This window comes from Patiriisocius sp. Uisw_017 (genome assembly GCF_047731265.1).
Classification (GTDB): domain Bacteria; phylum Bacteroidota; class Bacteroidia; order Flavobacteriales; family Flavobacteriaceae; genus Patiriisocius.
The window spans coordinates 1449183-1472884 of sequence record NZ_CP159835.1 but is presented as its reverse complement, the minus strand read 5'-3'; the positions used below and the strand labels follow the sequence as shown (position 1 = coordinate 1472884).

At 35.7% G+C, this 23702-nt stretch carries 18 protein-coding genes and 1 pseudogene; 15 read left to right on the top strand and 4 right to left on the bottom strand.

Annotated elements, in window-relative coordinates; translation table 11 throughout:
- The first annotated feature begins 1 nt into the window (after position 1).
- Both ABXT67_RS06635 and ABXT67_RS06630 read left to right on the top strand, forming a co-directional pair.
- Positions 2–247 carry a hypothetical protein gene (locus ABXT67_RS06635; protein ID WP_415376485.1) on the top strand — a complete coding sequence of 82 codons (246 nt, stop codon included), beginning with the start codon at positions 2–4 and terminating at the stop codon, positions 245–247.
- Positions 248–339: 92 nt separating this feature from the next.
- Entirely contained in the window at positions 340–531 is a 192-nt protein-coding gene (locus ABXT67_RS06630) for a cold-shock protein (protein WP_415376484.1), read from the top strand.
- Between the two features lie 499 nt (positions 532–1030).
- Here the strand turns inward: ABXT67_RS06630 and ABXT67_RS06625 are convergent, their stop codons facing one another.
- The gene (locus ABXT67_RS06625; protein WP_415376483.1) at positions 1031–1480 is read right to left on the bottom strand and encodes a nucleoside deaminase; all 450 of its coding nucleotides are present in this window, start codon (positions 1478–1480) and stop codon (positions 1031–1033) included.
- Positions 1481–1884: 404 nt separating this feature from the next.
- Between ABXT67_RS06625 and ABXT67_RS06620 the strand changes: the two genes are divergently transcribed.
- The 5 genes from ABXT67_RS06620 (at position 1885) to ABXT67_RS06600 (ending at position 4925) form a co-directional block, all read left to right on the top strand.
- Positions 1885–2082 (top strand): hypothetical protein, encoded by a 198-nt coding sequence (locus ABXT67_RS06620; protein WP_415376482.1) that lies wholly within the window; start codon positions 1885–1887, stop codon positions 2080–2082.
- Positions 2072–2224: a hypothetical protein gene (locus ABXT67_RS06615; protein WP_415376481.1), complete on the top strand. Its 153-nt coding sequence runs from the start codon at positions 2072–2074 to the stop codon at positions 2222–2224. The genes ABXT67_RS06620 and ABXT67_RS06615 overlap by 11 nt, the downstream gene beginning before the upstream one ends.
- Positions 2225–2375: 151 nt before the next feature.
- A complete protein-coding gene (locus ABXT67_RS06610) occupies positions 2376–2696 on the top strand; it encodes a hypothetical protein (RefSeq protein WP_415376480.1) in 321 nt (106 codons plus the stop codon).
- Positions 2697–2848: 152 nt separating this feature from the next.
- Positions 2849–3064, top strand: coding sequence for a hypothetical protein (locus ABXT67_RS06605; protein ID WP_415376479.1), 216 nt, complete (start codon positions 2849–2851; stop codon positions 3062–3064).
- Between the two features lie 73 nt (positions 3065–3137).
- The gene (locus ABXT67_RS06600; protein ID WP_415376478.1) at positions 3138–4925 is read left to right on the top strand and encodes a 1-deoxy-D-xylulose-5-phosphate synthase; all 1788 of its coding nucleotides are present in this window, start codon (positions 3138–3140) and stop codon (positions 4923–4925) included.
- Between the two features lie 50 nt (positions 4926–4975).
- Here the strand turns inward: ABXT67_RS06600 and ABXT67_RS06595 are convergent, their stop codons facing one another.
- Both ABXT67_RS06595 and ABXT67_RS06590 read right to left on the bottom strand, forming a co-directional pair.
- Positions 4976–7591, bottom strand: coding sequence for a T9SS-dependent M36 family metallopeptidase (locus tag ABXT67_RS06595; RefSeq protein WP_415376477.1), 2616 nt, complete (start codon positions 7589–7591; stop codon positions 4976–4978).
- A 93-nt stretch (positions 7592–7684) separates the two neighbouring features.
- Positions 7685–9025, bottom strand: a complete 1341-nt coding sequence (locus ABXT67_RS06590; RefSeq protein ID WP_415376951.1) for a deoxyguanosinetriphosphate triphosphohydrolase — start codon at positions 9023–9025, stop codon at positions 7685–7687.
- 176 nt (positions 9026–9201) lie between these two features.
- On the opposite strand from ABXT67_RS06590, the gene ABXT67_RS06585 reads away from it, so the two are divergent.
- Positions 9202–12009, top strand: coding sequence for a TonB-dependent receptor domain-containing protein (locus ABXT67_RS06585; protein ID WP_415376476.1), 2808 nt, complete (start codon positions 9202–9204; stop codon positions 12007–12009).
- Between the two features lie 30 nt (positions 12010–12039).
- A complete protein-coding gene (locus tag ABXT67_RS06580; RefSeq protein ID WP_415376475.1) occupies positions 12040–13257 on the top strand; it encodes a multidrug transporter in 1218 nt (405 codons plus the stop codon).
- Between the two features lie 72 nt (positions 13258–13329).
- Here ABXT67_RS06580 and ABXT67_RS06575 read toward each other — a convergent pair whose 3' ends face one another.
- Positions 13330–13719: a toxin-antitoxin system YwqK family antitoxin gene (locus tag ABXT67_RS06575; RefSeq protein WP_415376474.1), complete on the bottom strand. Its 390-nt coding sequence runs from the start codon at positions 13717–13719 to the stop codon at positions 13330–13332.
- 309 nt (positions 13720–14028) lie between these two features.
- Here ABXT67_RS06575 and ABXT67_RS06570 point away from each other — a divergent pair, with 309 nt between their 5' ends.
- The 6 genes and pseudogenes from ABXT67_RS06570 to ABXT67_RS06545 all read left to right on the top strand — a co-directional run bounded on the left by ABXT67_RS06570 (position 14029) and on the right by ABXT67_RS06545 (position 23549).
- Positions 14029–15231, top strand: coding sequence for a porin (locus tag ABXT67_RS06570; protein WP_415376473.1), 1203 nt, complete (start codon positions 14029–14031; stop codon positions 15229–15231).
- Between the two features lie 77 nt (positions 15232–15308).
- A pseudogene (locus ABXT67_RS06565) lies at positions 15309–17562 on the top strand (inorganic phosphate transporter).
- A 70-nt stretch (positions 17563–17632) separates the two neighbouring features.
- Positions 17633–18772 (top strand): chromate efflux transporter, encoded by a 1140-nt coding sequence (gene chrA / locus ABXT67_RS06560; protein WP_415376472.1) that lies wholly within the window; start codon positions 17633–17635, stop codon positions 18770–18772.
- 100 nt (positions 18773–18872) lie between these two features.
- A complete protein-coding gene (locus ABXT67_RS06555) occupies positions 18873–19580 on the top strand; it encodes a DUF6503 family protein (protein WP_415376471.1) in 708 nt (235 codons plus the stop codon).
- A gap of 905 nt (positions 19581–20485) precedes the next feature.
- On the top strand, positions 20486–21760 hold the full coding sequence (locus ABXT67_RS06550; RefSeq protein WP_415376470.1) for a ribonucleotide-diphosphate reductase subunit beta: 1275 nt from the start codon (positions 20486–20488) through the stop codon (positions 21758–21760).
- 52 nt (positions 21761–21812) lie between these two features.
- Positions 21813–23549 carry a ribonucleoside-diphosphate reductase subunit alpha gene (locus ABXT67_RS06545; RefSeq protein WP_415376949.1) on the top strand — a complete coding sequence of 579 codons (1737 nt, stop codon included), beginning with the start codon at positions 21813–21815 and terminating at the stop codon, positions 23547–23549.
- Positions 23550–23702 lie beyond the last annotated feature (153 nt).

Below are 23702 nucleotides of genomic sequence, written 5' to 3'. Positions count from 1 at the left end.
AATGAAAGCAGCACTCTACATTCTATTTTTCCTTGCGGTAATTTCAGCTATTTATGGTTTTTATATAGGTGATGAAGATCCTGAAAAAAAGCATCTTTTTATAGGTTTAGGGGTCGTTTTTTTATTCCTTTTATGGATGCCCGCTTTTGTGTACCATCGCTGGAAAGACAAAAAAGTAAGCAACTATATGCTGGACAAAGACAACATCTATAAAATGCGCAACTACACAGATAACAATAAGTTATAATTATTTTGATAATCTTAAAAATTTGACCTTTAAATAAATAGGGTGTTAAATTTTAACTACATTTACGTAATTATTAATTTATTTACATTACAATGGAAGGAACAGTAAAATTTTTTAACGAATCAAAAGGTTTCGGTTTTATCACGAATGATGACACTGGAAAAGATATTTTTGTGCACATCACAGGACTCAGCGGCGAAGCGCTTAATGAGGGTGATAAAGTAGAATATGTTGAAGAAGAAGGCAGAAAAGGAACGGTAGCAGGTCAAGTGCGTGTTATCTAGGAATAATATAAATTTAATTTATATAAGATATATCTTTTACTATTGATTAAAAATCCCACTCAATTGATTGGGATTTTTTTATAGGATACATTTATGGTTACTCTTGATCAATCCTAAATAATTAACATCATATATTTAAATGCCAAATATTCCTTTACTTGAGCCAGCCAGGATTGATAAATATTCTGAAATTTTTCGTTAATTAGATTTTTCCCTTAGAAGTCTGGACCGTTTTGAACCTCTATCATTCACCGCGGTCATTGCACGAATCAAGACTTTTTCATTACTGGTATAACTATTTTAAAAACTATTTATTCGCGGATCGTGCAGACTTGCTAGCAAGACGGTTCCCGTTGTAAAATAGGGACAGGCTGTGAGTCAAAACGTCCAACAACAGCTAAAGATGAAATCGATTAGGACATTTCAACTATTGTGACTAAAAGCGGATCTGTAAATTTATTTTTATAAAAAGCAACGCGGTTGTTCACTTTGGTAAACATCAATTAAAATTTCTTTTTTCTATAAAAAAGCGCTTTAGTAATGCGGCGCATTCTTCGGCAAGAATACCACCTTCCATTTTGGTTTTAGGATGCAATGTTGTTCCCATCGCAATACAACCTCTTTGTAAATCACGCGTACCATAGACAATTTTAGAAATTTGACTCCAAAAAAGAGCACCGGCACACATTTGGCAAGGCTCTACAGTTACATATAAGGTACATTTCTTTAAATACTTGCCTCCTAAAAAATTTGCAGCGGCAGTGATGGCTTGCATCTCTGCATGTGCCGTTACATCATTGAGACGTTCTGTAAAATTGTGCGCGCGTGCAATTATTTTATTATCAATGACAATGACAGCGCCAATAGGAACTTCTCCTTGTTTGTATGCTTCTTGGGCTTCTTGCAAAGCGCGGTTCATAAAATAAGTGTCGTCGTAAGGTTCAATCATTGTTGGAAAAGTGACTTGCCGAAGGCATCCCTTCGGGGAATTTAGAAGTTTAAAGTGTGCTAAAGTTATTTAAAATATTTCACCCGCTCTTACTAATTCAAAAATACTGAATTAACTATAAAGGTGATGTCCTCAATGTTTGTTAAAAAGCAGGAACTTATAGAGAAAACTATCTAGATATAGATCTGACAAAGAATTCTCATCTTTATCATCCAGTATTTTATCTAAACTCTAAAATTGAAAATAATTTTCACATTTTAAAGAGGGTCTCACTAGCAGGCTCACTAGGATTATCACAGAGTGAAATGGATACAGAGGGGCTTGACTTTTCGGTGCTTTTAAATCAAAATAATCCAATAGCACTAACCTTATAAGACCATAATGAATTTAGTTTACAAAATGGAATGGAAGAATCTACCTATGCGCTAGCCATACCCGCGACTATAGATCTCAATTCAAAATCAAGTTTAGAGGGATCTAATACAACAAAGTTTCAAATTAAAAGTCTTACCTATAAAGTAAACGTAGGTGAAAACGGAATTAGAGATCAATTTCCTTTTGACCAGACAGAAGGCGCTCCAGCCTCGAATTATGGAGCATAACCTAAACAGTATTTCAATATTTAAAAGAACGTACTATAAAGAACCTAAAAAAAGCACTAATGTAGTCTTGGCAATTTTTGTGAATGCAAGAGGATTTGATATTGCAATATTGGAAGATGCACTTACGGTGCTGAATGTTTAAAATGTAGTTATACATTCATACCCTATTTGTAACAAAAAAATATTAGAGAAGATAAAAGAAAACTAGATTTTTATTTGCGTTCTGTAGTTGTTTTAGAGGATGCCGAAGGTTGCGGATGCCGAAAATCTAAACGAGTGAAAAAGATGATTACATGAATAGAAGAATAGAAGAATATGCAGAGAAGAAAAGTTTATTAATAAACAAATATTCCCGAAATGATATTCGTTTTGTTTTTAGCTCTTTTAACGCACATTCTAAGTATGAAATAGCAAAAGTAATTACAGAGAATATCAAAAATTTGCCAGTGGTTCTTCCTAACAAAAGAAAGTCACACCAACCTAAGCATTACTCAATGTCCATATTTGACGCAATAGCTTTGGGTACCACCCATTATTACCCCTATTCAATACATTTTAAAAAGACAGTAAATCTAGAAAGCGCCTCAAAAAAATGGAGCGAAAATAAGTGCTAGAAACATTAAAGATTATGGCGCGGCACACAAAAATATTACACTATTCGCTTTAGAAAATAATTTTGACCTAAGAATTTGTGATGCCAATAGACTTTCAAGAGAGGGAATATGTTTCTGAAAATAACTATCGGAAAAAATTTTATAGCTATTTTATGCAATACCTATACAAGAAGGGCTACCACGATCGTTATGTTGGAAACAATATTAAAATAGCAAGATCCATCTTTGATTATTTAGAACTTGAAAAAAATATGCATACGCGTAATTTCCTTAAATCTTTTTATGTGAAGAAAGCATCTATAGCAATACTAGTTTTATCTCCATACAACCTTATTCAAGAACTACTAATGATTTACAAGCACCCATAGCAGATAAACAGAAAAAAATTAAACAATTCCATTTAACCATTCAACCAATTTAGTTTACCACTATCTTTGTTTTGTGCAAATACCTCTATTAGATACAATCAACTTGCCTAAAGACCTTAGGGAAATTCCGCAGGAAAAATTACCCCAACTTGCGCAAGAACTTCGTGATTTCATCATTAATATGGTCGCTACTAAAGAAGGACATTTGGGAGCGAGTTTGGGGGTGGTCGAATTAACAATTGCCCTCCATTATGTTTTTAATACACCTCAAGATATCTTAGTATGGGATGTCGGCCATCAAGCGTATGGTCATAAGATTTTAACCGGCAGAAAAAACGTTTTTGACACCAATAGAAGACTTTACGGGATAAGCGGATTTCCAAAAATGGACGAAAGCGAATATGATGCCTTTGGAACCGGCCATAGTAGTACCGCTATTTCAGCAACTTTAGGAATGGCAATTGCAGCACAGTTAAAAGGCGATACTTTACGACAACATATTGCTGTGGTAGGTGATGCTTCTATAGCAAGTGGTATGGCATTTGAAGCATTAAACCATGCAGGAATTACCAATACAAATTTACTTGTAATACTTAATGACAATGCCATAGGGATAGACCCAAGCGTAGGTGCTTTGAAAGCTTATTTTACAAAAGTTAATCTTGATGGAGCTCCTGAAACGGACAACATTTTTGAAGCGCTCAACTTTAAGTATTCTGGCCCTATTGATGGGCACGATATAGCGATGGTAGTTTCAGAATTAAAACGACTCCAAAAAATAGAAGGTCCAAAAATATTGCACGTAATTACCAAAAAGGGAAAAGGACTTCGACAAGCTGAAGAAGACCAAATTACCTATCACGCTCCTGGTAAATTCGATTCCATAACAGGAAATAGAATTCAAAAAAATGAGGAACATCTGCCTCCTAAATTTCAAGATGTATTTGGACATACGATCGTTGAATTGGCTGAAAAGAATGAAAAAATAATTGGCATAACACCCGCCATGCCCACAGGAAGTTCCTTAAAGTATATGATGGAAGCGTTTCCTGCACGCGCCTTTGATGTAGGCATTGCAGAACAACACGCCGTTACACTTGCTGCGGGTTTGGCTACTCAAGGATTGTACGTTTTTTGTAATATCTATTCCACATTTTTACAACGAGCCTACGATCAAGTAATACATGATGTTTGCCTTCAAAACATCCCCGTTATCTTTTGTTTAGATAGAGCTGGATTGGTAGGCGAAGATGGCCCCACCCATCACGGCATTTTTGACATCGCATTTTTAAGATGTATTCCTAATTTAATTATCGTTGCGCCAAGCAATGAAATAGCATTAAGAAATGTTCTTTACACAGCGCAACTAGGATTAAAGTATCCAATAGCCATACGCTACCCGCGCGGCAGAGGAACTATTATAAATTGGAAAATGCCTTTTTCTAAAGTTATCATTGGAACCGGTGTTACGGTAAAAAATGGAACCGATGTGGCAATTATTACCGTAGGAAACATGTTAGAAAATGCGCGTAAAGCAATTGAGTTATTAGAGCACCCTAGTGACGAAAAGCGAGTAGCATTATTTGACATTCGATTTATCAAACCTTTGGACGAACAATTGCTGCATAAAATTTGCAATGAATTCAAACAACTAATTACTATCGAAGATGGCGTGATTTCGGGAGGTTTTGGTTCTTCGGTTGCTGAATTTATGGCGCTACATCACTATAAAAATGATGTGACTATTTTAGGCATTCCCGACACTTTTCCGCAGCATGGAACGGTAGCACAATTACAAGATTTAGCTGGGATTTCGGCTAAAAAAATAGCGACTCAATTAGACCTTCTTTTAAACGCATAAAAAAACCGCTTAATTTCTTAAGCGGTTTTTTTAATACTATTTGAATTATATTAATTCACTATCAATTTGGTAGTGTGCGAATAATTCTGACCTTCTATAGTAAGAATATAAATACCACTTGTTAATTCTTGGGTATTGATTGTCAAAATATCCTGCATCAACACATCTAGGTTATATACATTACGACCATTGATATCAAAAATTGAAATCGTTGCATCCCCTGCTGGCTGCAAGGTTCTAATATTTATTAAACCGTCATTTGGATTAGGGTATACGATAAAGTTATTATCAAGATTTCCTTGATCTTCGTTCCCTAATGAACATTGAGATGGTAAGTCAAATGCTTCAGATTGGTCTGTTCTACTAAAAGGACTTCCTTGCGTTGCAGAAAAGCCTAAGCCCCGGCGTGCAAATACTTCCCAAATTAAACATTCGTTGACACCGTCATTAGCGAGTTGATCTGCTTCTAAAATACCGTTACGTCCATCTACAAATCCTGGGCTACACCCCTGAAGCTTTAGACCATCAATGACTAATTGCATTGCAAGATTATTTCCTCCTGTACCATTATAAAGATCTGGATCATATCCATATTGATCTATCAAGGCCCAATTTAAATCCCATAACATAGTAGACCAAACAAATCCAATACCGTGCGGTTGAGAGATTTGTCCTGTATTGTTAGTGTTACCATAGGTAAATCCATTTACCCCAAAATCTGTATTGTAAGGAGCGTTTCGTATTCCTTGACCGTCTGTTGGCTGCCCTATTGCATAAGTCCCTATCCCTCTATTTGTATTTGATTGATCTCCTGATCTTTGTGTTAGCATTAAACCAAACCAATCACTCCATCCTTCACCCATTTGCTCATCGTTTGTTAAGCATCCTGATGTACTTGCACCCCCTGTTAATCGAATTGAAATACCGTGTCCATATTCGTGCGCAATAATACCATTATCAAGATCACCATCAATTCTAAACGGCCCTGCATTTAATAAGGTTCCATTTACTGTATCTCCGTTTGAAAGTGCCGTAATGAGATTTTCACCAAAACCCTGCTCCACCATTATACTAGGAATAGTAACTTGATCTCCAAAATCTCCTCCTCCCATTCCAAAGGGTGCTTCATTCACATTTTGAACCATAATCACTGCCACTGCTCCTTGTGTTTCTGCTGCAAGAACTTTAAGCCCAAACTCACATCCACCTCTTCGGATCACTACAATTTTCCCATTTAAATCCGTTCCATTTGTAATTTGATCACAAGAATCATTTTCATCTACAGAATCACCAGCATTATTATCCAATACCAAAACCAAATCAGAGGTTATTGCAATATCCTCTGGAAGTGGTGCTCCAAAACCAGCTGAAGCTCCAGTATATCCTCCTGTTAAAGGATGTCCAGCATTGATGGTGAGAGGATCCCCAGCAGGGCCTTGTGGATCCCATAAATACATTTGCATTCTAGGGTTGTTTCCATCTGGAGGCGTCGCAAAGTTTGCGTTGTTTGTTCCGCTGCCGTCTTGCGCTTGTGCATCCACAAAATCTGACGCGTTTCCACCATTTCCATAATTATTATCTTGGAAATTACCACTCGCTTCATCAAAACCATATTGGTACCAAACATCGTGCATAATATTATTCCAATAAAATAGATTCGTAATTGCAGAATCTAATACATTATTGGGATCTGTATTAAAATTGTAAGGAAAATCGAACGTTAAGCTGGCGCCTCCATCTGGAGAAAAACCACCTGAATTATTAGCATCTATATCATCACGAGCAATCACGTTATTACCTCTTGTAATTGTAAACTCTGGGCCCGCAGCACCATTCGTATCGTGCCACCCAAAAGGAGAAGCAATTGCATCTGATGGATCAATAACTATAAAATCTGCTCCGTGGCTTGGGCTTTCTAAAGGCAAACCAAAAACTCTGTAGGAGTTTCCACCTGCGCTATTCACTTCCATTTTTGTAGTGTTTTCAGCAAATAAAACACTTGATTCTAAATTTTTAGCTGCGTGACTGTGATCACCCTTACCAAAATCACAACTAATAACCCAATCATCTTTTTGTAGTAAGGTACCGGTAAGCGCATCTATCCTAGCACTAAAATAGTGGCTCCCATCCAGCAGGTAAATACTTAAATCCCAAGCCAACTGTAATGCTCCATCTTGCATTGTTTGATACACTAGTTTTACAGGGATATTGTTAGAAGAGATTCCACCTGTATTAAATAGAAAATCATTGGCACCCAATGTTTCTTCTATTTGTAAATTTGTAGCGGAGCCCACTTGCAATTGTGATGAAGCTCGTGTAATTGCGTCCAACGCCGAAATTAATGGGTTGGTAGCATTTACTTTTTGCGCTGCATTTACGGTAAAAGAAACCTTAGCGCTTAGTACTTGATTGTTTTTAACTGCAAATGAGGTATTTGAATTGTATACTTCAATTCCATTGATTCGCTGTGTTGCGTAAACGTTGTCTAATTGCATACTCTTAGAAAAACTATGTGAAACTACTTTTAACTCTTCATAGTCGGAAGATTGCAGTCCAAGTTGGGATCTATTGGTATTTAAAAAGCTCTTGAGTGCTGCGTCATACTCTTGGGAGAATCCAAGGGATACAATGAACAACGCGCAGAGTAGCATAATTTTCTTAGTCATAATGGTTTTTTTTATTTAGTTTCAATTCAAAAATATCTAACAAAGAGTTGCTTTACTGTTAAATTAATAACTTTAACACCTTTTGTTAAAATCTCATACATTTCCCGTGATTTTTCTGAAAATATTGAGGGCATTCCCATCGGTTAGCTTTGAAATATAAGTGCAACAAAGCATCACGTACTCATAAACGGAAAGATCCTCTTTCAAATTCTCTTCAAAATCATGTAAAATCAGTCGGTCATAATGTCTAATCTTACGGTCGCTATAATAATTCTCGACGGCAATGGTAAACGTATCGAGTAGCGTAGCAATGATATGATATCCTGAAATTTCTTTTTCAACCACTTCTTTACTTTCATATACTTTCTCAATACTGATTTTAATAATATCATCAATTTGAGCTTTGTACTTAGATTTATCAAGCAAAGATTCTGAATATTTCCCTTTTAAAATAGCCTCTTCATTTTCAATAAACATAGCAACTGCTTCCGTAATTAATGTGTTTATGGCGAGGGATCTTAAGTACGCCAATCGATCTGATGTCCTTGAAAGCTGGTTGTATTTTTCAGTATTAATCGTTTCCTTTACCAGTGTTATTAAATACTCTAAGGCAAACTCTTCGTCTATTAAACCTAGGTTTATTCCATCTTCAAAATCAATTATCGTATAACAAATATCGTCTGCGGCTTCTACTAAAAATGCCAAGGGGTGCCGGCAGTAATTAAAATCTCCAGTGAGATCCCTTTTAATCAACCCCAATTCTTGGGCGACTTCTTCAAAAAACACTTTGTCAGATTGAAAAACACCGTATTTTTTGTCTCCTATATAAGGAGTGGGTTTTTTAGGAAGTGACTCTTTTGGGTATTTCATAAAAGCACCTAACGTTGCATAGGTTAATCGCAAACCTCCCTCAACACCATTTCTTGTTTCGGTTAAAATCTTAAATCCATTTGCATTGCCTTCAAAATCAATAATATCTTGATATTCTTTAGCGGTAAGTTGGTTTTTGAATCTTTTCCCATTTCCGTTAGAAAAATAATCCCCTATTGCTTTTTCACCGCTGTGTCCAAAGGGAGGATTACCAATATCGTGTGCTAAAGAAGCGGCAGCGACAATAGCTCCAAAATCATTAAACTGAAAGCCATGAACAGATTTCAAATATGGATGTTTTTCTAAAACCGCCTTTCCTACCTGGCGCCCAAGAGAACGTCCCACAACTGATACTTCCAGACTATGTGTTAACCTAGTATGTACAAAAGAAGTTTTTGAAAAAGGGATTACTTGTGTTTTATCTTGTAAACTTCTAAACGCGTGAGAAAATACAATACGGTCATAATCCACTTCAAAACCTAATCTAGTTTCATCCTCCTCAGTGCGCAAGCGCTTGTTACTAACCCCTTGCTTTTTTAAAGATAATAGTGCTTCCCAATGCATCATACTATTTAATTTTATTTGTTCCCGCAATATAAATTAAAACAAAGTAGCAAGCAATATCTGCGCTATCATTACTCCTTAACATTGAGATAACACAACAATAATAAAACGGTAACCACAGGGTAACATCAACTTTACACTAAGTCACTTTCTTTGTGCCAACAATTAATAAGAAAATGAAATACCTTTTTACTTTAGTTTTATTCGCAATATGTTTGACTAGCGTTGCTCAAAATACAGGATCAATTGTCGGAAAATTAACCGACAAAGATGCTGACAATAGTCCTCTACCTTTTGCTAGTGTAATCATTAAAGGAACCATCACTGGAACAACTTCAGATTTTGATGGTTTATATGCAATTGACAATCTCGACGCCGGCGAATATATTATACAAATAAGTTTTGTTGGTTATAAAACGGTTGAGTTTTCTGCAAAAGTAGAAGCAGGTAAAGTAACAACTATCAATGTTCCTTTAGGAGCTAGTGCAGCTGCATTAGACGAAGTAATTATAACGACCACCGTAAGAAGAGAAAGTGAAGTCGCCTTACTTTTAGAACAAAAGAAAGCAACTACTATTATACAAAGTATTGGATCTGACGAGCTAGCCCGAAAAGGTGTTAGTGATGCAGCTGGTGCTGTAACCAAAATATCAGGTATCTCCAAACAAGAGGGCGGTAGCAATGTCTACGTGCGCGGACTTGGTGATAGATACCTAAATACTACGTACAACGGGCTCTCTTTGCCTTCAAACGATATTGACAAAAAGAATATAGATTTAGGCTTATTCTCTAGTGATGTTATCCAGAGTGTTGGCGTGAGTAAGGCATATTCTTCTAAATTTTATGGCGATTTCTCTGCTGGAAATATAAATATTGTCTCTAAACAATATACAGGAGATGGTTTTTTAGACGTTAATTTGGGGTCTGGAATGAATACAAATTCGATAGGCCAAAACTTTGTAAAGAGCGAAGGAACTAGCTATTTTGGTTTTTACAACAGGTATGATAATAATCCTTTTGCCGTTATATTATCACACGGTATAGATCCAGTTTCTGCGGGAGCACCAGTTGCTTTAGAAGGTACTATTAGTGGAGGAAAATCTTGGGATATTGGAAGCGATGATCGTTTTAGTGTATTCTTTACTACCTCATTCAATAATTATTTTGAATACAGACAAGGACCCGCCGCAGAGTTTTCTACAGAGTCTAAAAAGAGTTTTGAAAATGCAGAAGAGTACGAGTATTCAACAACAACAACTGCGATGGCTAACTTCATCTACCGCTTTAATAGCGATCACAAAATAAGTTACAACTCCTTATTTATAAACAGCGCAAGTGATGTTGTGGGTTATTTTGGATTAAATGGTAAAGGTGCTTTTAGAGATGCAATCTTGGATACTGACAGAGGTTTCTTTCAACAAAATGCTCAATTTGACCAAGACATGATTTTTGTGAATCAAATTTTAGGAGAGCATCAAATTGATGAAAAGATTAAAATTGAATATGGTGTAGGTTATAACAAAGTGTTTTCAAGACAACCAGACCGTCGCCGTATTACTTTAGAGCGCTATGACCTCGCTCTCGATGGAGACCCGAACACAAATCCGTTCTTTTTCAATAATACCAATTATGACAACCAACGTTATTTTCAAAATATTGAAGACGAAGAACTCAACAGTTCTTTAACCATAGAATATAAAGTTTCAGAAAAATTAAAGGTTAATGTTGGGTATAACGGGAGAACAAAGGAGCGTGTATTCGACAATATTAGATATGGGTATACCTTCGAAAATAATACAATAGAAGCACCAGACGTAAATAATTTTGACGCTATTTTTTCAGTAGCAAATTTTGGAAGTCTTTACAACACAGAAGTGTTTAATGCAATTGCACCAGAAAACGGTGTTGGAAATGAAAACCGCCCAGGACTTCCTGAAAATACTTATACGGGAAATTTAAATATAAATGCTGGGTTCATAAATGCTGAAATTATTGTTGGTGATAAACTTCTAGTTGTTCCAGGGATACGTTTTGAAGGGTTTAAACAAGAAATCCAATACGATGTTATTAATTTACTTGCATCTGATCCTGGATTTAGAGAAACGCAACAAGAATTCTTTTTACCTAGTCTAAATTTAAAATATGCATTATCGGAAGATTCAAACTTAAGATTTGCTTTTAGTAAAACGGTTTCCGTTCCGGAATTTAAAGAAGTTGCGCCATTTGTTTATGAAAATATTTCTAATCAAGTGGGAGGTAATCCAGATTTACTAAATGATCCATCATTTTCTCAAATCTATAATTTAGATTTAAAGTATGAGTCTTTTTACGGAAGAAATGAAATATTCTCGATAGCGGCGTTCGCAAAACAAATAAACAATCCAATAAATAGAGTTATCGCCAATGATGCTACTGGAACCCAACGTTTTTTTAGGACGGGTGACAAAGCAGAGGTTTTAGGGCTTGAAGTTGAAGTTAGAAAAACGCTGTTAAGAAATGAAGATGAAAAGTCAATACTATCTGCCGGTGTAAACGCTACTTATACCTATACGCAACAAGATTTAAGAAGTTCTGAAGGGCTTTTTAGCACCACCTTTGATGAAGGAAGAACAGAGGATTTACAAGGAGCATCTCCAATTATTGTAAATGCTGACATCAATTATACTCCCGTAGTGAGTGAAAATTACGAACCACAAATAACAGCAGTATTTGCTTATTTCAGCAATCGTATAGACGCTATTGGTTCTGGGCAATTGGGAAATATTATTGAAAAAGGGGTTCCAACATTAGACTTGGTTTGGAAAAATAAAATAGGTGAGCACTTTGAAATAAATGCAGCAGCAAAAAACCTTCTTAACCCAACAATAGAATACTATAGAGAAACATCCATTGGAAATATTCCTGTAACATCCCCTAACGGAACTGGAATTGCATCGTATACAAGAGGAATCAACTTGGGAATCCAAGTCGCTTATAATTTTTAAATCTGAAAATCACAATTAATACTTAAACAAATGAAAACAAATTATTTTTTATTGACCTTAGCCGCATTAGCAATGTTATTTGCTTCTTGTGAAGCTGACGATACAGCTGATATCACAATCAACGACAATAGCGTTGACAACAGCATTGACAACTCTGGTAATGGAGGTGGCTCAACAGGTGGAGGGCAATCTTCTACAGAAAACTTGGGCGGAGAATTTAATGAAGACCTAACATTATCTGCAGATATACTTTACATCTTAACAGAAGCTTTGATTATGAATGACGGAAGTACGCTTAACATTCCTGCTGGAACGGAGATAAGAGCAAACTCTGGATCTGATATATATCTTGCTATTACACAAGGCGCTAAAATCAATGCTGCTGGTGGACCTAACAATCCAATCATTATGACTTCTAACGATCCTACTCCTAATGCTGGAGACTGGGGAGGTCTTATTGTTTTGGGTCGTGCTCCAATAAATTCAGTTGCAGGTGCTGGAACTTCTACTAGCGAAATAGGGAACCTTCCATATGGTGGTGGTGACGTAAATGACAACTCTGGAGTTATTCGTTATGTACGTGTTGAATATTCTGGAGGAGCGGCATCAGGATCTTCAGAAAACAATGGTTTTTCATTCTACGGTGTAGGAGCTGGAACAAGCATTAACTATATCCAAGCTTTTGAAGGCGCTGACGATGGTGTTGAATTCTTTGGTGGTACTGTAAATGCAAACTTTATTGTAGTAACAAATTGCCAAGATGATTCAGTTGACTGGACAGAAGGATTTAATGGAACTTTGACAGACGTATATATCAAACATGGTAATGTTCACGATAAAGGAATTGAGGCAGATGGATTTAATACTGACATAGGGAATAACTCTAGCCCACAATTCTTTTCGAAGCCAAATGTAACTAATTTAACTATTGTTGGTTTAGGATCAGGGGCACCCTCTACTCCAGAAGCGATACGTTTAAGAGCAGGAACACAAGGTATTTTTACCAACGTATCTTTACAAGGTTTTGATGAAGGTTTTGATCTTGACGGAAACATGGGAGATAGCCCAACGGGCCAAGGAGTTTTAGAGGGCAACTTATCTGTTACTGATGTTCTCTTTACAGATGTAACTACCAAGCTAAAAAATGATACTGAATTTGTTTTTGGCGAAGAAGACTTCATCGCTGGTGATGGGAACGGTACTGGAACAAATTTCTCTGTCTGGGCATCTGGATGGACTCGTAATTAATTAGCCAAATTTTTTACTGAAAGAAAGAGTCGCCATGTGGGCACTCTTTTTTATTATAATGTTGTTAGTCAATCAAGGTCTATTTGAAACTACTCGAGTGTCAGTAATTGAATACGTATTAACAGCCGCGATAGCGTCTTTATCATAAGAAACTTCTTTTAAGGTAGTCCCCTGGTAAAACAACCAAGTCCCCACTTTTTTTCCAGCATCATAATATGCAATGGCTGTTTTATTTCCTTCTGCATCAAAACTAATCCATTTGCCTTCTAATTTGTTTGCTTTCGTATAAGTACCTGTTTGAGCTACTTCTCCATTACCATGGAATAACGTTGCTTTAATTATAGCACCGTCTTGAACATAACTATTCTTGATTTCTTTCTTAGCACACGTTTTTGAACATTCTTGTGCATTCATCATACTTCCTGAAAATAATACTGCAATAACTAAAATTATATTTTTCATAATAGGGCCATTTAAATTAAACTTATGATACAAATTTAAGTAGTAATTTACAAATAAGCAATAATTTGGTAACATTAATTTTACATTAATCCTTTAACTATTTGATCATCAGATATATATATATATATATATTTTGTGAAAACATTAAATAAATTTAGCTGCTTATCCGTATAGACAGCGTTTTATCCAACTATTGCTTCAAAAACAACAATTATAAAAGTCAATCTGTAAATTCCTTAATTATTCCTTAACATTAATTTAATATATTTAAACTTCATTTGCAGCGAACAACAATCTAGCATACAACCAATGAAAAAATCACTTACAATGCTGTTTACTGCATTAGTATTTTTCTTAGATGCAAATTCTCAAGAAGTCACCAGTGGAAAATTTGGGAAAGGAATGCTTAATATCGTGGCAAAAGACAGCTCTTGGAGCATGAAATTTGCACCAAGAATTCAAGCTAGATTTAATACAACTTGGGATCACGACGGAACAAATTATGGAAAAGCTGAACACGATTTTCTCATACGACGTGCACGTTTAAAGTTTGACGGGTTTGCATATTCACCTAAATTAAAATACAAAGTAGAACTAGGGCTTTCTAATAGAGATGTCTCTGGCGCAAGTGATTTTAATAGAAATACGCCACGCATCATTCTAGATGCTGTTATTAAATGGAATTTTTACGAAAATTTTGAGCTTTGGGCAGGACAAACAAAACTCCCAGGCAATGTAGAGCGCGTAGTTTCCTCTGGAAACCTTCAGTTAATAGATCGGTCGTTACTTAACAGTCGTTTTAATATAGACCGAGATGTGGGTATTCAACTTCGTCATAAAACTAGATTAAGAGGAAGTTTTATAATGAAAGAAACAATTGCCATTTCTCAAGGGGAAGGTAGAAATGTAACACAGGGGAATGAAGGTGGATTGCAATATACTGGTCGGGTAGAATTTTTACCACTAGGCTCTTTTATTTCTAAAGGAGATTATTCTCAAGGAGATTTAAAAAGAGAGCAGACCCCTAAGTTAATGGTTGGTTTTACATATGACTATAATCAAGACGCTGTAAAAACTCGAAGTAATTTAGGAAGATACATGCTCCTCGATGATGGTTCGCTTTATGAAACAGATATTACTACCTTTTTTATAGATACAATGTTCAAATATAAAGGCTTCGCTTTTATGGGAGAATACGCAGCTCGTAAGGCGGGAAGCGCTATTGCTAGAGAACTAGACGGCACCTCAACAGGAGACATCGTAAACGTTGGTAATGCGATCAACACACAATTGAGCTATTTGCTAAAAAGCAATTATGAAATTACTGCACGTTTCACGACCTTAAGCTTTAAGGATATTACAGGATTAAGTGATAAAAATCAATACACCTTGGGATTTTCGAGATATATCGTTGGACACAAACTAAAAATACAAACCGATTTAAGTTACTCAACTGAAGGCGGAAATGAAGACGGAATTGCCTTTCGAACGGGTTTTGACCTGCATTTTTAAAGTTTTGAGAAATAACAATTAGATAACAATCAAGATAGAATTAATTAAGACATTTGTCGCAGTGTAACTTAGATACTATGGATAATATTTACATTTTAATGATTGTTGCATTAGCTGCATTAGCTATTGCAGATTTAGTAGTGGGCGTTAGCAACGATGCGGTAAATTTTTTAAACTCCGCAATTGGCTCTAAAGCAGTTTCTTTTAAAACCATTATGATTGTTGCTAGTTTGGGTATTGCTTTTGGAGCACTTACTTCAAGCGGTATGATGGAAGTTGCCCGTAAAGGTATTTTTATGCCTAGTGAGTTCTATTTTGATGAGGATCATGATCATTTTTATGGCAGTGATGATAACAGACATTCTGCTATTAGATTTCTTTAACACCTTGGGAATGCCCACTTCAACTACGGTCTCTATTGTATTTGAGTTACTAGGCGCTGCAGTAGTAATTTCATTGATAAAAATCAGCAATACCACTGGAGAATATTCAGACCTCGGAAACTATATAAATACTGCTAAAGCCACCGAAATTATTTTAGGAATACTACTATCTGTCGTCGTGGCCTTCTCAGTGGGCGCTTTTGTTCAATGGGCATCTAGGCTATTATTAACCTTTAATTTTGAGAAAAAAGCAAAATGGGTTGCTGCCTTATTTGGGGGTATTGCTGCAACCGCAATCACATACTTTATTTTTATAAAAGGATTAAAAGGAGCAGGATTTATTTCTGAAGATATTAAAGAATTTGTATTTACAAATACCGCTGTTATCGTCGCTATTTCATTTGTTTTTTGGACAGGATTATGCGCACTTATTAGTGGTGTATTTAAAATGGACGTTTACAAGTTTATCATAATAATAGGAACCTTTGCCATTGCTATGGCATTTGCTGGTAACGATTTGGTAAATTTTATTGGGGTTCCTATTGCTGCTTGGCAATCTTACGAAGCTTGGTCTGTTTCAGGTATCGCGGCTACTGAGTTTAGTATGGAAGTTATGTCTAAAAAAGTACCAACTCCTTCTGTATTATTATTTATAGCTGGACTTATTATGATATTGACCTTATGGTTTTCAAAAAAGGCACGTGCTGTATTAAAAACATCCATAGATCTTTCTAGTCAAGATTCAGTAAAAGAACGCTTCGAACCTAATTTTCTTTCTAGAGGTTTAGTAAGAATTGCTACTACCATCTCAAAATATAACGAAGCTTTACTACCCGCTTCTTTAAAAAAGATAGTAGATCAACGATTTAAAAAACCAAAATTTATAAAAGTCATTGATAAAAAAGATGGCCTACCCGCTTTTGATACAGTGCGTGCTGCCGTTAATCTTATGGTTGCAAGCATCTTAATATCTATTGCAACTTCAATGAAGCTTCCCTTATCTACAACATATGTAACATTTATGGTAGCTATGGGTACCTCTCTTGCAGATAGAGCCTGGGGCAGAGACAGTGCTGTTTATAGAGTAGCAGGTGTTTTAAATGTAATTGGTGGTTGGTTCTTTACTGCCTTTAGCGCATTTGTTGCAGCAGGAATTATTGCTTATTTAATTCATCTTGGTGGGACTGTGATGATCGCTGTGTTATTATTGTTGACGGTGTTAATCTTAGTAAGAAATTATATCAGTCATAAAAACAAAAATAACGAAAATGACGGTTCAAGTGGTGCTGGCTTAAAGAAGACAGAAAGCAAAACGGTACAAGGGATTATTCAAGAAAGTGCTAATCACATATCTAACGTAGTTTCAAGAACTAATAAAATTTACTCCACTATGTTATCTGGTTTAGCAAAAGAGGATTTAAATAAAGTTAAGAAGAGTAGACGTGGAGTAGAAAAACTAAATACAGAAGTAGATGAACTTAGAGATGACATCTTCTATTTTATTAAAAATCTTGATGAAACTAGTGTGCGGGGTTCTAATTTCTACATTATTATTTTAGGGTACTTGCAAGATGTTGGACAATCTCTCGATTTCTTAACTAAATCTAGTTACAAACACGTAAATAACAATCATAAGGCGCTTAAATATAATCAGATTAAGGATTTACAAGATATCAATAAATCATTTGAAGGTTTATTAAATGAAATTGAGACTATTTTTAACAATCGTGAGTTTGAAAAATTAGGAGACATTATTAATAGAAAACAAAAAGCTCAAGATGATTTGGCCTTAAAAATCGCAAGCCAAATTACAAGAACACGTATTGAAGATGATGCGAGCCCTAAAAACACTACTTTACACTTTAGTTTGTTATTAGAAACTAAAGATTTATTAGCGGGGATTATGAATTTAATTGAAGAATATTATAATAGCTATAAGAGTGAGTAAATAGTATTTCAATGTTTTATAAACTCCATATTTACAGAAGTTCTTATGGGGTTTATTATATTTTTAAGAGATGGCAAGCAATAGCAAATTAAAAGAAGTTGGCCTTGTTTTTTTCAAACTAGGTTGTTTTGCTTTTGGTGGTCCCGCCGCCCATATTGCGATGATGGAAGACGAGGTGGTCACGAAGCGCAAATGGATGACTCGAGACCATTATCTTGATCTAATAGGTGCGACAAACTTAATTCCTGGACCTAATAGCACTGAGATGACTATGCATTGTGGTCACGAGCGTGCAGGTAAAAAAGGACTCTTTGTTGCCGGTATTTCATTTATATTTCCAGCCGTATTTATTACTGGAATCTTGGCCTATCTATACGTTACATACGGCACGCTCCCAGAAGTAGCCCCTTTTATAAAAGGAATACAACCGGCAGTATTAGCAATTATAGCTTCTGCTATTTTTAAACTTGGTAAAAAAGCGTTAAAGAATTGGGAGTTAACCCTTATTGGAGCATTTGTTCTAATTGCAAGCCTAGTAGGCATTCACGAAGTTTTGGCGCTGCTAATTGGCGGCATTGTTGGCGGAAGTTATTTTTTTCTAAAAAGTAAATCCCAAAATAATACCCTTTCAAGTTGTTTTCCATTTCTCCTCCCCTTTATTACGTCAGAAACATTCTCTTCCATTGGCACTTTAAAGATATTTTTAACTTTCTTAAAGGTAGGAAGTATTCTCTACGGAAGCGGCTATGTACTCTTCGCCTATTTAGATGCAGAGCTAGTTGCCACCGGCTTATTAACCAATGCAGCGCTTCTTGACGCCATAGGTATTGGGCAGTTTACACCTGGACCTGTTTTGTCCACAGCAACATTTATTGGTTTTCAGCTAGGAGGATTATGGGGCTCGATTGCCGCCACAGCCGGTATCTTTTTACCTTCGTTCCTGTTTGTACTTATCTTAACCCCATTTATCCCTAAAATGCGAAAATCACGCGTTTTAGGCTATTTTCTAGACTCCGTGAACGTGGCGGCGGTTGCCGTAATGGCAGCAGTATTGATCACCATGAGCATTGCCACATTGAGCGATTGGCGATCTGTTATAATCACTATTATTGCCGCTATTTTAATCTTTTGGGTGAAAAAAGTTTCGGTTATTTGGGTCGTTATTATTGGCGCTAGTCTGGGGTATTTGCTTACCTTTTTACCTTTCTAAAGGCATGAAGTAAAACCACTGCACTAAAGAGGAAAGAAGAAAGGCTTTATATACTAAGTACTTGACCCTATCATAAATTCAATCAAACCCTAGTTTAATTATGAGAAATAGCACACTACAGGCTCCCTTCGTTATTTATTTTGCGCTGTGCATACCCTTTTCTAACACCGTTTCTGCTCAAGAGTTAACAGGCACTCAGTTATTAGAACAAGCAATAAAATTTCACGATCCATCTAATCAATGGCCTACTTTTAATGGAGCGCTTCAAATAACAATGAGCACTCCTAAAGGCAGCCCAAGGGTCAGTGATATTGCCATTAACTTGCCGCAAGAATATTTCAGCGTAACAGCAAAAAGAGATGCCGTCATAACCACATACACAATAGACAAAGGTATTTGTACTACTTCTATTAAAGAAGAAGCCGCAGAAGGAAAAAGAACGCCTTGCGAGACGGCACAACGCTATAAAAACTACTACACTTATCTTTACGGTCTTCCTATGAAATTAATGGATAATGGGACGATCATTACCGAAGTTATAGAAAGAAAAACCTTTAAAGGAAAAGAATATCTGGTTCTCAAGGCAAGCTATGATAAAACAGTAGGGAGCGACGTCTGGTATTTTTACTTTGACCCGAAAACATATGCTATGGAAATCTATCAGTTTTATCATGATGAAACTAACAATGATGGAGAATATATAATACTATCTGAGACTGCGATTATAGGTGGAATTAAAATGCCTAAAAAGCGAGCATGGTTTACGAATAAGGAAAACAGATTATTAGGGACCGATATTTTAAACTAGTTTATTAAAAATATCCACAGATCCCCAATTTACAAACCCCATTTTTTTAAACCTATTAGGACTAAACTAGTATGTTTTATTGAAAACAATTCTACCCTAAAAAATGATAGTAGCGCTAAAAAAAATGAATAACCGCCAAGTAGAAGCCGTCGAAATAATGAACGAAAGGGAGTTTTTACCATTTTATAAAACCATTAAACATATCTTCATTTCTCAACTAAACTGCTCTTTATTGTATTTTTTACTCAAAATATTGGTCTAATAAAGCACAAAAAAAAGCAGGATTAAACTTCTATTTCTAATACCTACCGCTACACATATTTTAACCCTGTAAACAATAATTTTATGACAGCATTTTATGTTCTAATCACTATTTTAGAAGCTATTAAACTGTTATAAAACTCCTTATAGTTTAATAATGATAGTATTTAGGCAGAGCACTTCAACTACGATGGATCTCTAAAATTGTCAAGACCTAGTGCATAAAAAAAATGATACCCTTTCTTTATACAACTAGAAGCACTCCAAGGGTTCTCATTAGAACAATTAATGATTTAAATTTTTATAGTTTATTGTTTTTCAGTAGATTAAGTATGTTTTTCTTGTAGATAACCTCCTATTTTTCTCACAGTATTCCTAAGACATTTTGAAAATATCTTGCTTTTATTATTAAAAAATAAATCAATTTTCATACAAATCATATTTATAGTTATTGGAAAACAAAACAATACTTCTTAACAAATGGGTGTTGATATTTTACATTTTGACGTGAACTACTGTCCTTATTGATTATTTAAGGTTTTGTTAATAACCGTGTTGAGAACACAATTTAATTATCTTCATTTTGTTCCGTAATTAATAAGATATTTACTTAATTTTATTGAACAAACCACCACTTGAAACTTATGGAAATCACCCACATTAAAAAAAGAGATTATACCACAAAATCTTTTCATTTAGATAAAATAACAGCCGCTGTTCTAAAAGCGATGCAACCAATTAATACTGGATCTGAAGAAGATGCTCAGAATGTTGCAATATCAGTCTACCAAGTATTACTGGAACGTAAAAATAATGACGAAAGTTATATCCCGACGATAGAACAAGTGCAAGATATTGTTGAAACAAAATTAATGGAATGTGGATTCCCCGAAGTTGCAAAAGCATACATCTTGTATCGTAACAAAAGAGCACAAGAGCGACAAACAGATATTTTTGAGAGACGTATAAGTCTAAAACCTTACGAGTATCCACAATTATATGAATACGTTCCTGCTATACGTCATTCATATTGGATTCATACAGAGTTTAATTTTACCAGTGATATTCAAGATTTTAAAACGAGACTAAATACAACGGAGCGTGGTGCTATAAAAAATACGATGCTCGCCATTTCTCAAATTGAAGTAGCAGTAAAATCTTTTTGGGGTGATTTATACCACAGAATGCCAAAACCAGAAATAGGCGCAGTGGGATCTACCTTTGCAGAAAGTGAAGTTCGGCACGCAGATGCCTACTCACACCTTCTAGAGATTTTAGGACTGAACAAAGAATTTAAGGCGCTTAAAAAGAAACCTGTCATCATGAAGCGCGTACAATATCTAGAGTCCGCACTTCGCAACTCTAGAAGCGATGATAACAAAGAATATGCAGAAGCAGTTTTATTGTTCTCTTTATTTATTGAGCACGTATCATTATTCTCGCAATTCTTGATTATTATGGCTTTTAATAAGCATAAAAATATGCTGAAAGGTATTTCTAATGTGGTAGAAGCGACCTCGAAAGAAGAACAGATTCACGGTGATTTTGGGATCGACCTTATACTCATACTAAAGGACGAGCATCCAGAGTGGTTTACACCAGAATACCACAAAAACATTCAGCGTCTATGTAAGGAGGCATTTAAATCTGAAGTTGCTTTAGTCGATTGGATCTTTGAAGAAGGAGAACTAGACTTTTTACCTAAAAACGTGATTAACGAATTTCTTAAAAATCGTTTTAACAAATCACTAGAAAGTATAGGGGTTGAAAAAGTATTTGAAGTAGATGAAAAACTCGTTCGCGAAACTGAATGGTTTGATGATGAGATCATAGGAACAAAACACGGTGATTTTTTCGTGAAAAGATCTGTAAACTATAGTAAAAGAACCCAAAGTATAACTAGCGACGACCTTTTTTAATATGACCCAACAAGAAAAAAACACCGCACAGTCAGCTCAAAAGGCTACAAACATGAATGATGAATTACTTGTTGCAAGAAAAAAAACACTTGCTAAAGGAGAAACTAACAGTGAAAGTTTTTTATGGCTTAATGAAAATAGCCGTAACTTTCTAGAAGCTGGTTATCTTACAGAAGGTGTAAGTCCTGAGCAACGCATTAGAGAAGTTGCAGTACGAGCAGAGGAAATATTAGGAATGCCAGGGTATGCAGACAAGTTTTATGGCTATATGTCTGAAGGATATTACTCACTAGCATCTCCTGTTTGGTCTAACTTTGGCAAAAAAAGAGGACTGCCTATTAGCTGTTTTGGATCTCATATAGATGATGATATAGGAAACATTTTATACACGCAGTCTGAAGTGGGAATGATGTCTAAATTAGGGGGAGGTACTTCTGGTTATTTTGGAAAAATACGCCCCCGTGGTGCAGCCATAAAAAATAATGGGGAAGCTTCTGGTGCAGTACATATTATGCGCTTGTTTGAGTCTATGGTAGATGTTGTAAGTCAAGGATCTGTGCGTCGTGGTCGTTTTTCACCATACTTGCCTATAGACCACGCAGATATTCTGGAATTCCTAGAAATAGGAAGTGAAGGAAACCCAATTCAAGAACTTACGCACGGCGTAACGGTGACTGATGCTTGGATGGAAGACATGATTGCGGGAGACCAACAAAAAAGAACAATCTGGGCAAAAGTATTACAAAGTCGCGGGGAAATGGGCTATCCATATATTTTCTTTACCGACAATGCAAATAACAAGGCTCCAGAAGTATACCAAGATAAGAATCATCCTATTTACGCAAGTAACTTGTGCACAGAGATTATGCTTCCGTCTAATCACGATTGGTCCTTTGTGTGTGTGCTTTCAAGCATAAACGTATTACACTATGATAAGTGGAAAGATACAGATGCAGTAGAAACAATGGTCTATTTCTTAGACGCTGTAATTACTGAGTTTTTAGAAAAACTGGAATCGTATAAGAATTCAGAAAATAGAGAAGACCGCCAAACGTTTTTATTCATGGAGCGTGCCTATAATTTTGCGAAAGAAAATAGGGCATTAGGACTTGGAGTACTCGGATGGCACTCCTTACTGCAATCAAAAAAACATGCCTTTAATAGTAAAGAAGCTTTTGATCTAAACAGTGAAATCTTTAGAGAGATCAAAGAGCGCTCTTATAAGGCATCGGAAGAGCTAGCAGATGTATTTGGTGAGCCGGAAGTATTAAAAGGATATGGTAGAAGAAATGCCACGTTAAATGCGGTTGCTCCTACAACATCTTCTGCATTTATTTTAGGGCAAGTATCTCAAGGGATTGAACCTATCTGGTCTAATATCTATGTAAAGGATATTGCAAAAATCAAAACGACAATAAAAAATCCATTTTTAGTAGAACTCCTACAAGAAAAAGGAATGGACACGAGAGATGTATGGCTAGATATTCGAGATAGAGATGGCTCTGTACAGCATCTTGACTTCTTGACAGATAATGAAAAAGACGTCTTTAAAACCTATTCTGAAATAGACCAAATGGATATTATATACCAAGCTGCAAACCGTCAAAATCATATAGACCAAGGACAGTCTGTTAACATCATTGTACATCCTGACACACCAACTAAAGAAATAAACAAAATACACGTTACTGCCTGGAAACTAGGATTAAAATCGTTGTATTATCAGCACAGTATGAACGCAGCGCAAAAATTTAAACAAAAGAAAGATTGCGCGAGTTGTGAAGCTTAAAACAGAAGATTGCATCTGGTCTTTACCAACTATTACTAGTTAGTAAAGACCAGATTTTTTTTGATGAAGAGTTTACTAATTATAAATTATTAGATCCTTAAACACGAAGAACATTTCCGAGTATCTCTCAAGGAAAGTGATTGGTTTTTATTG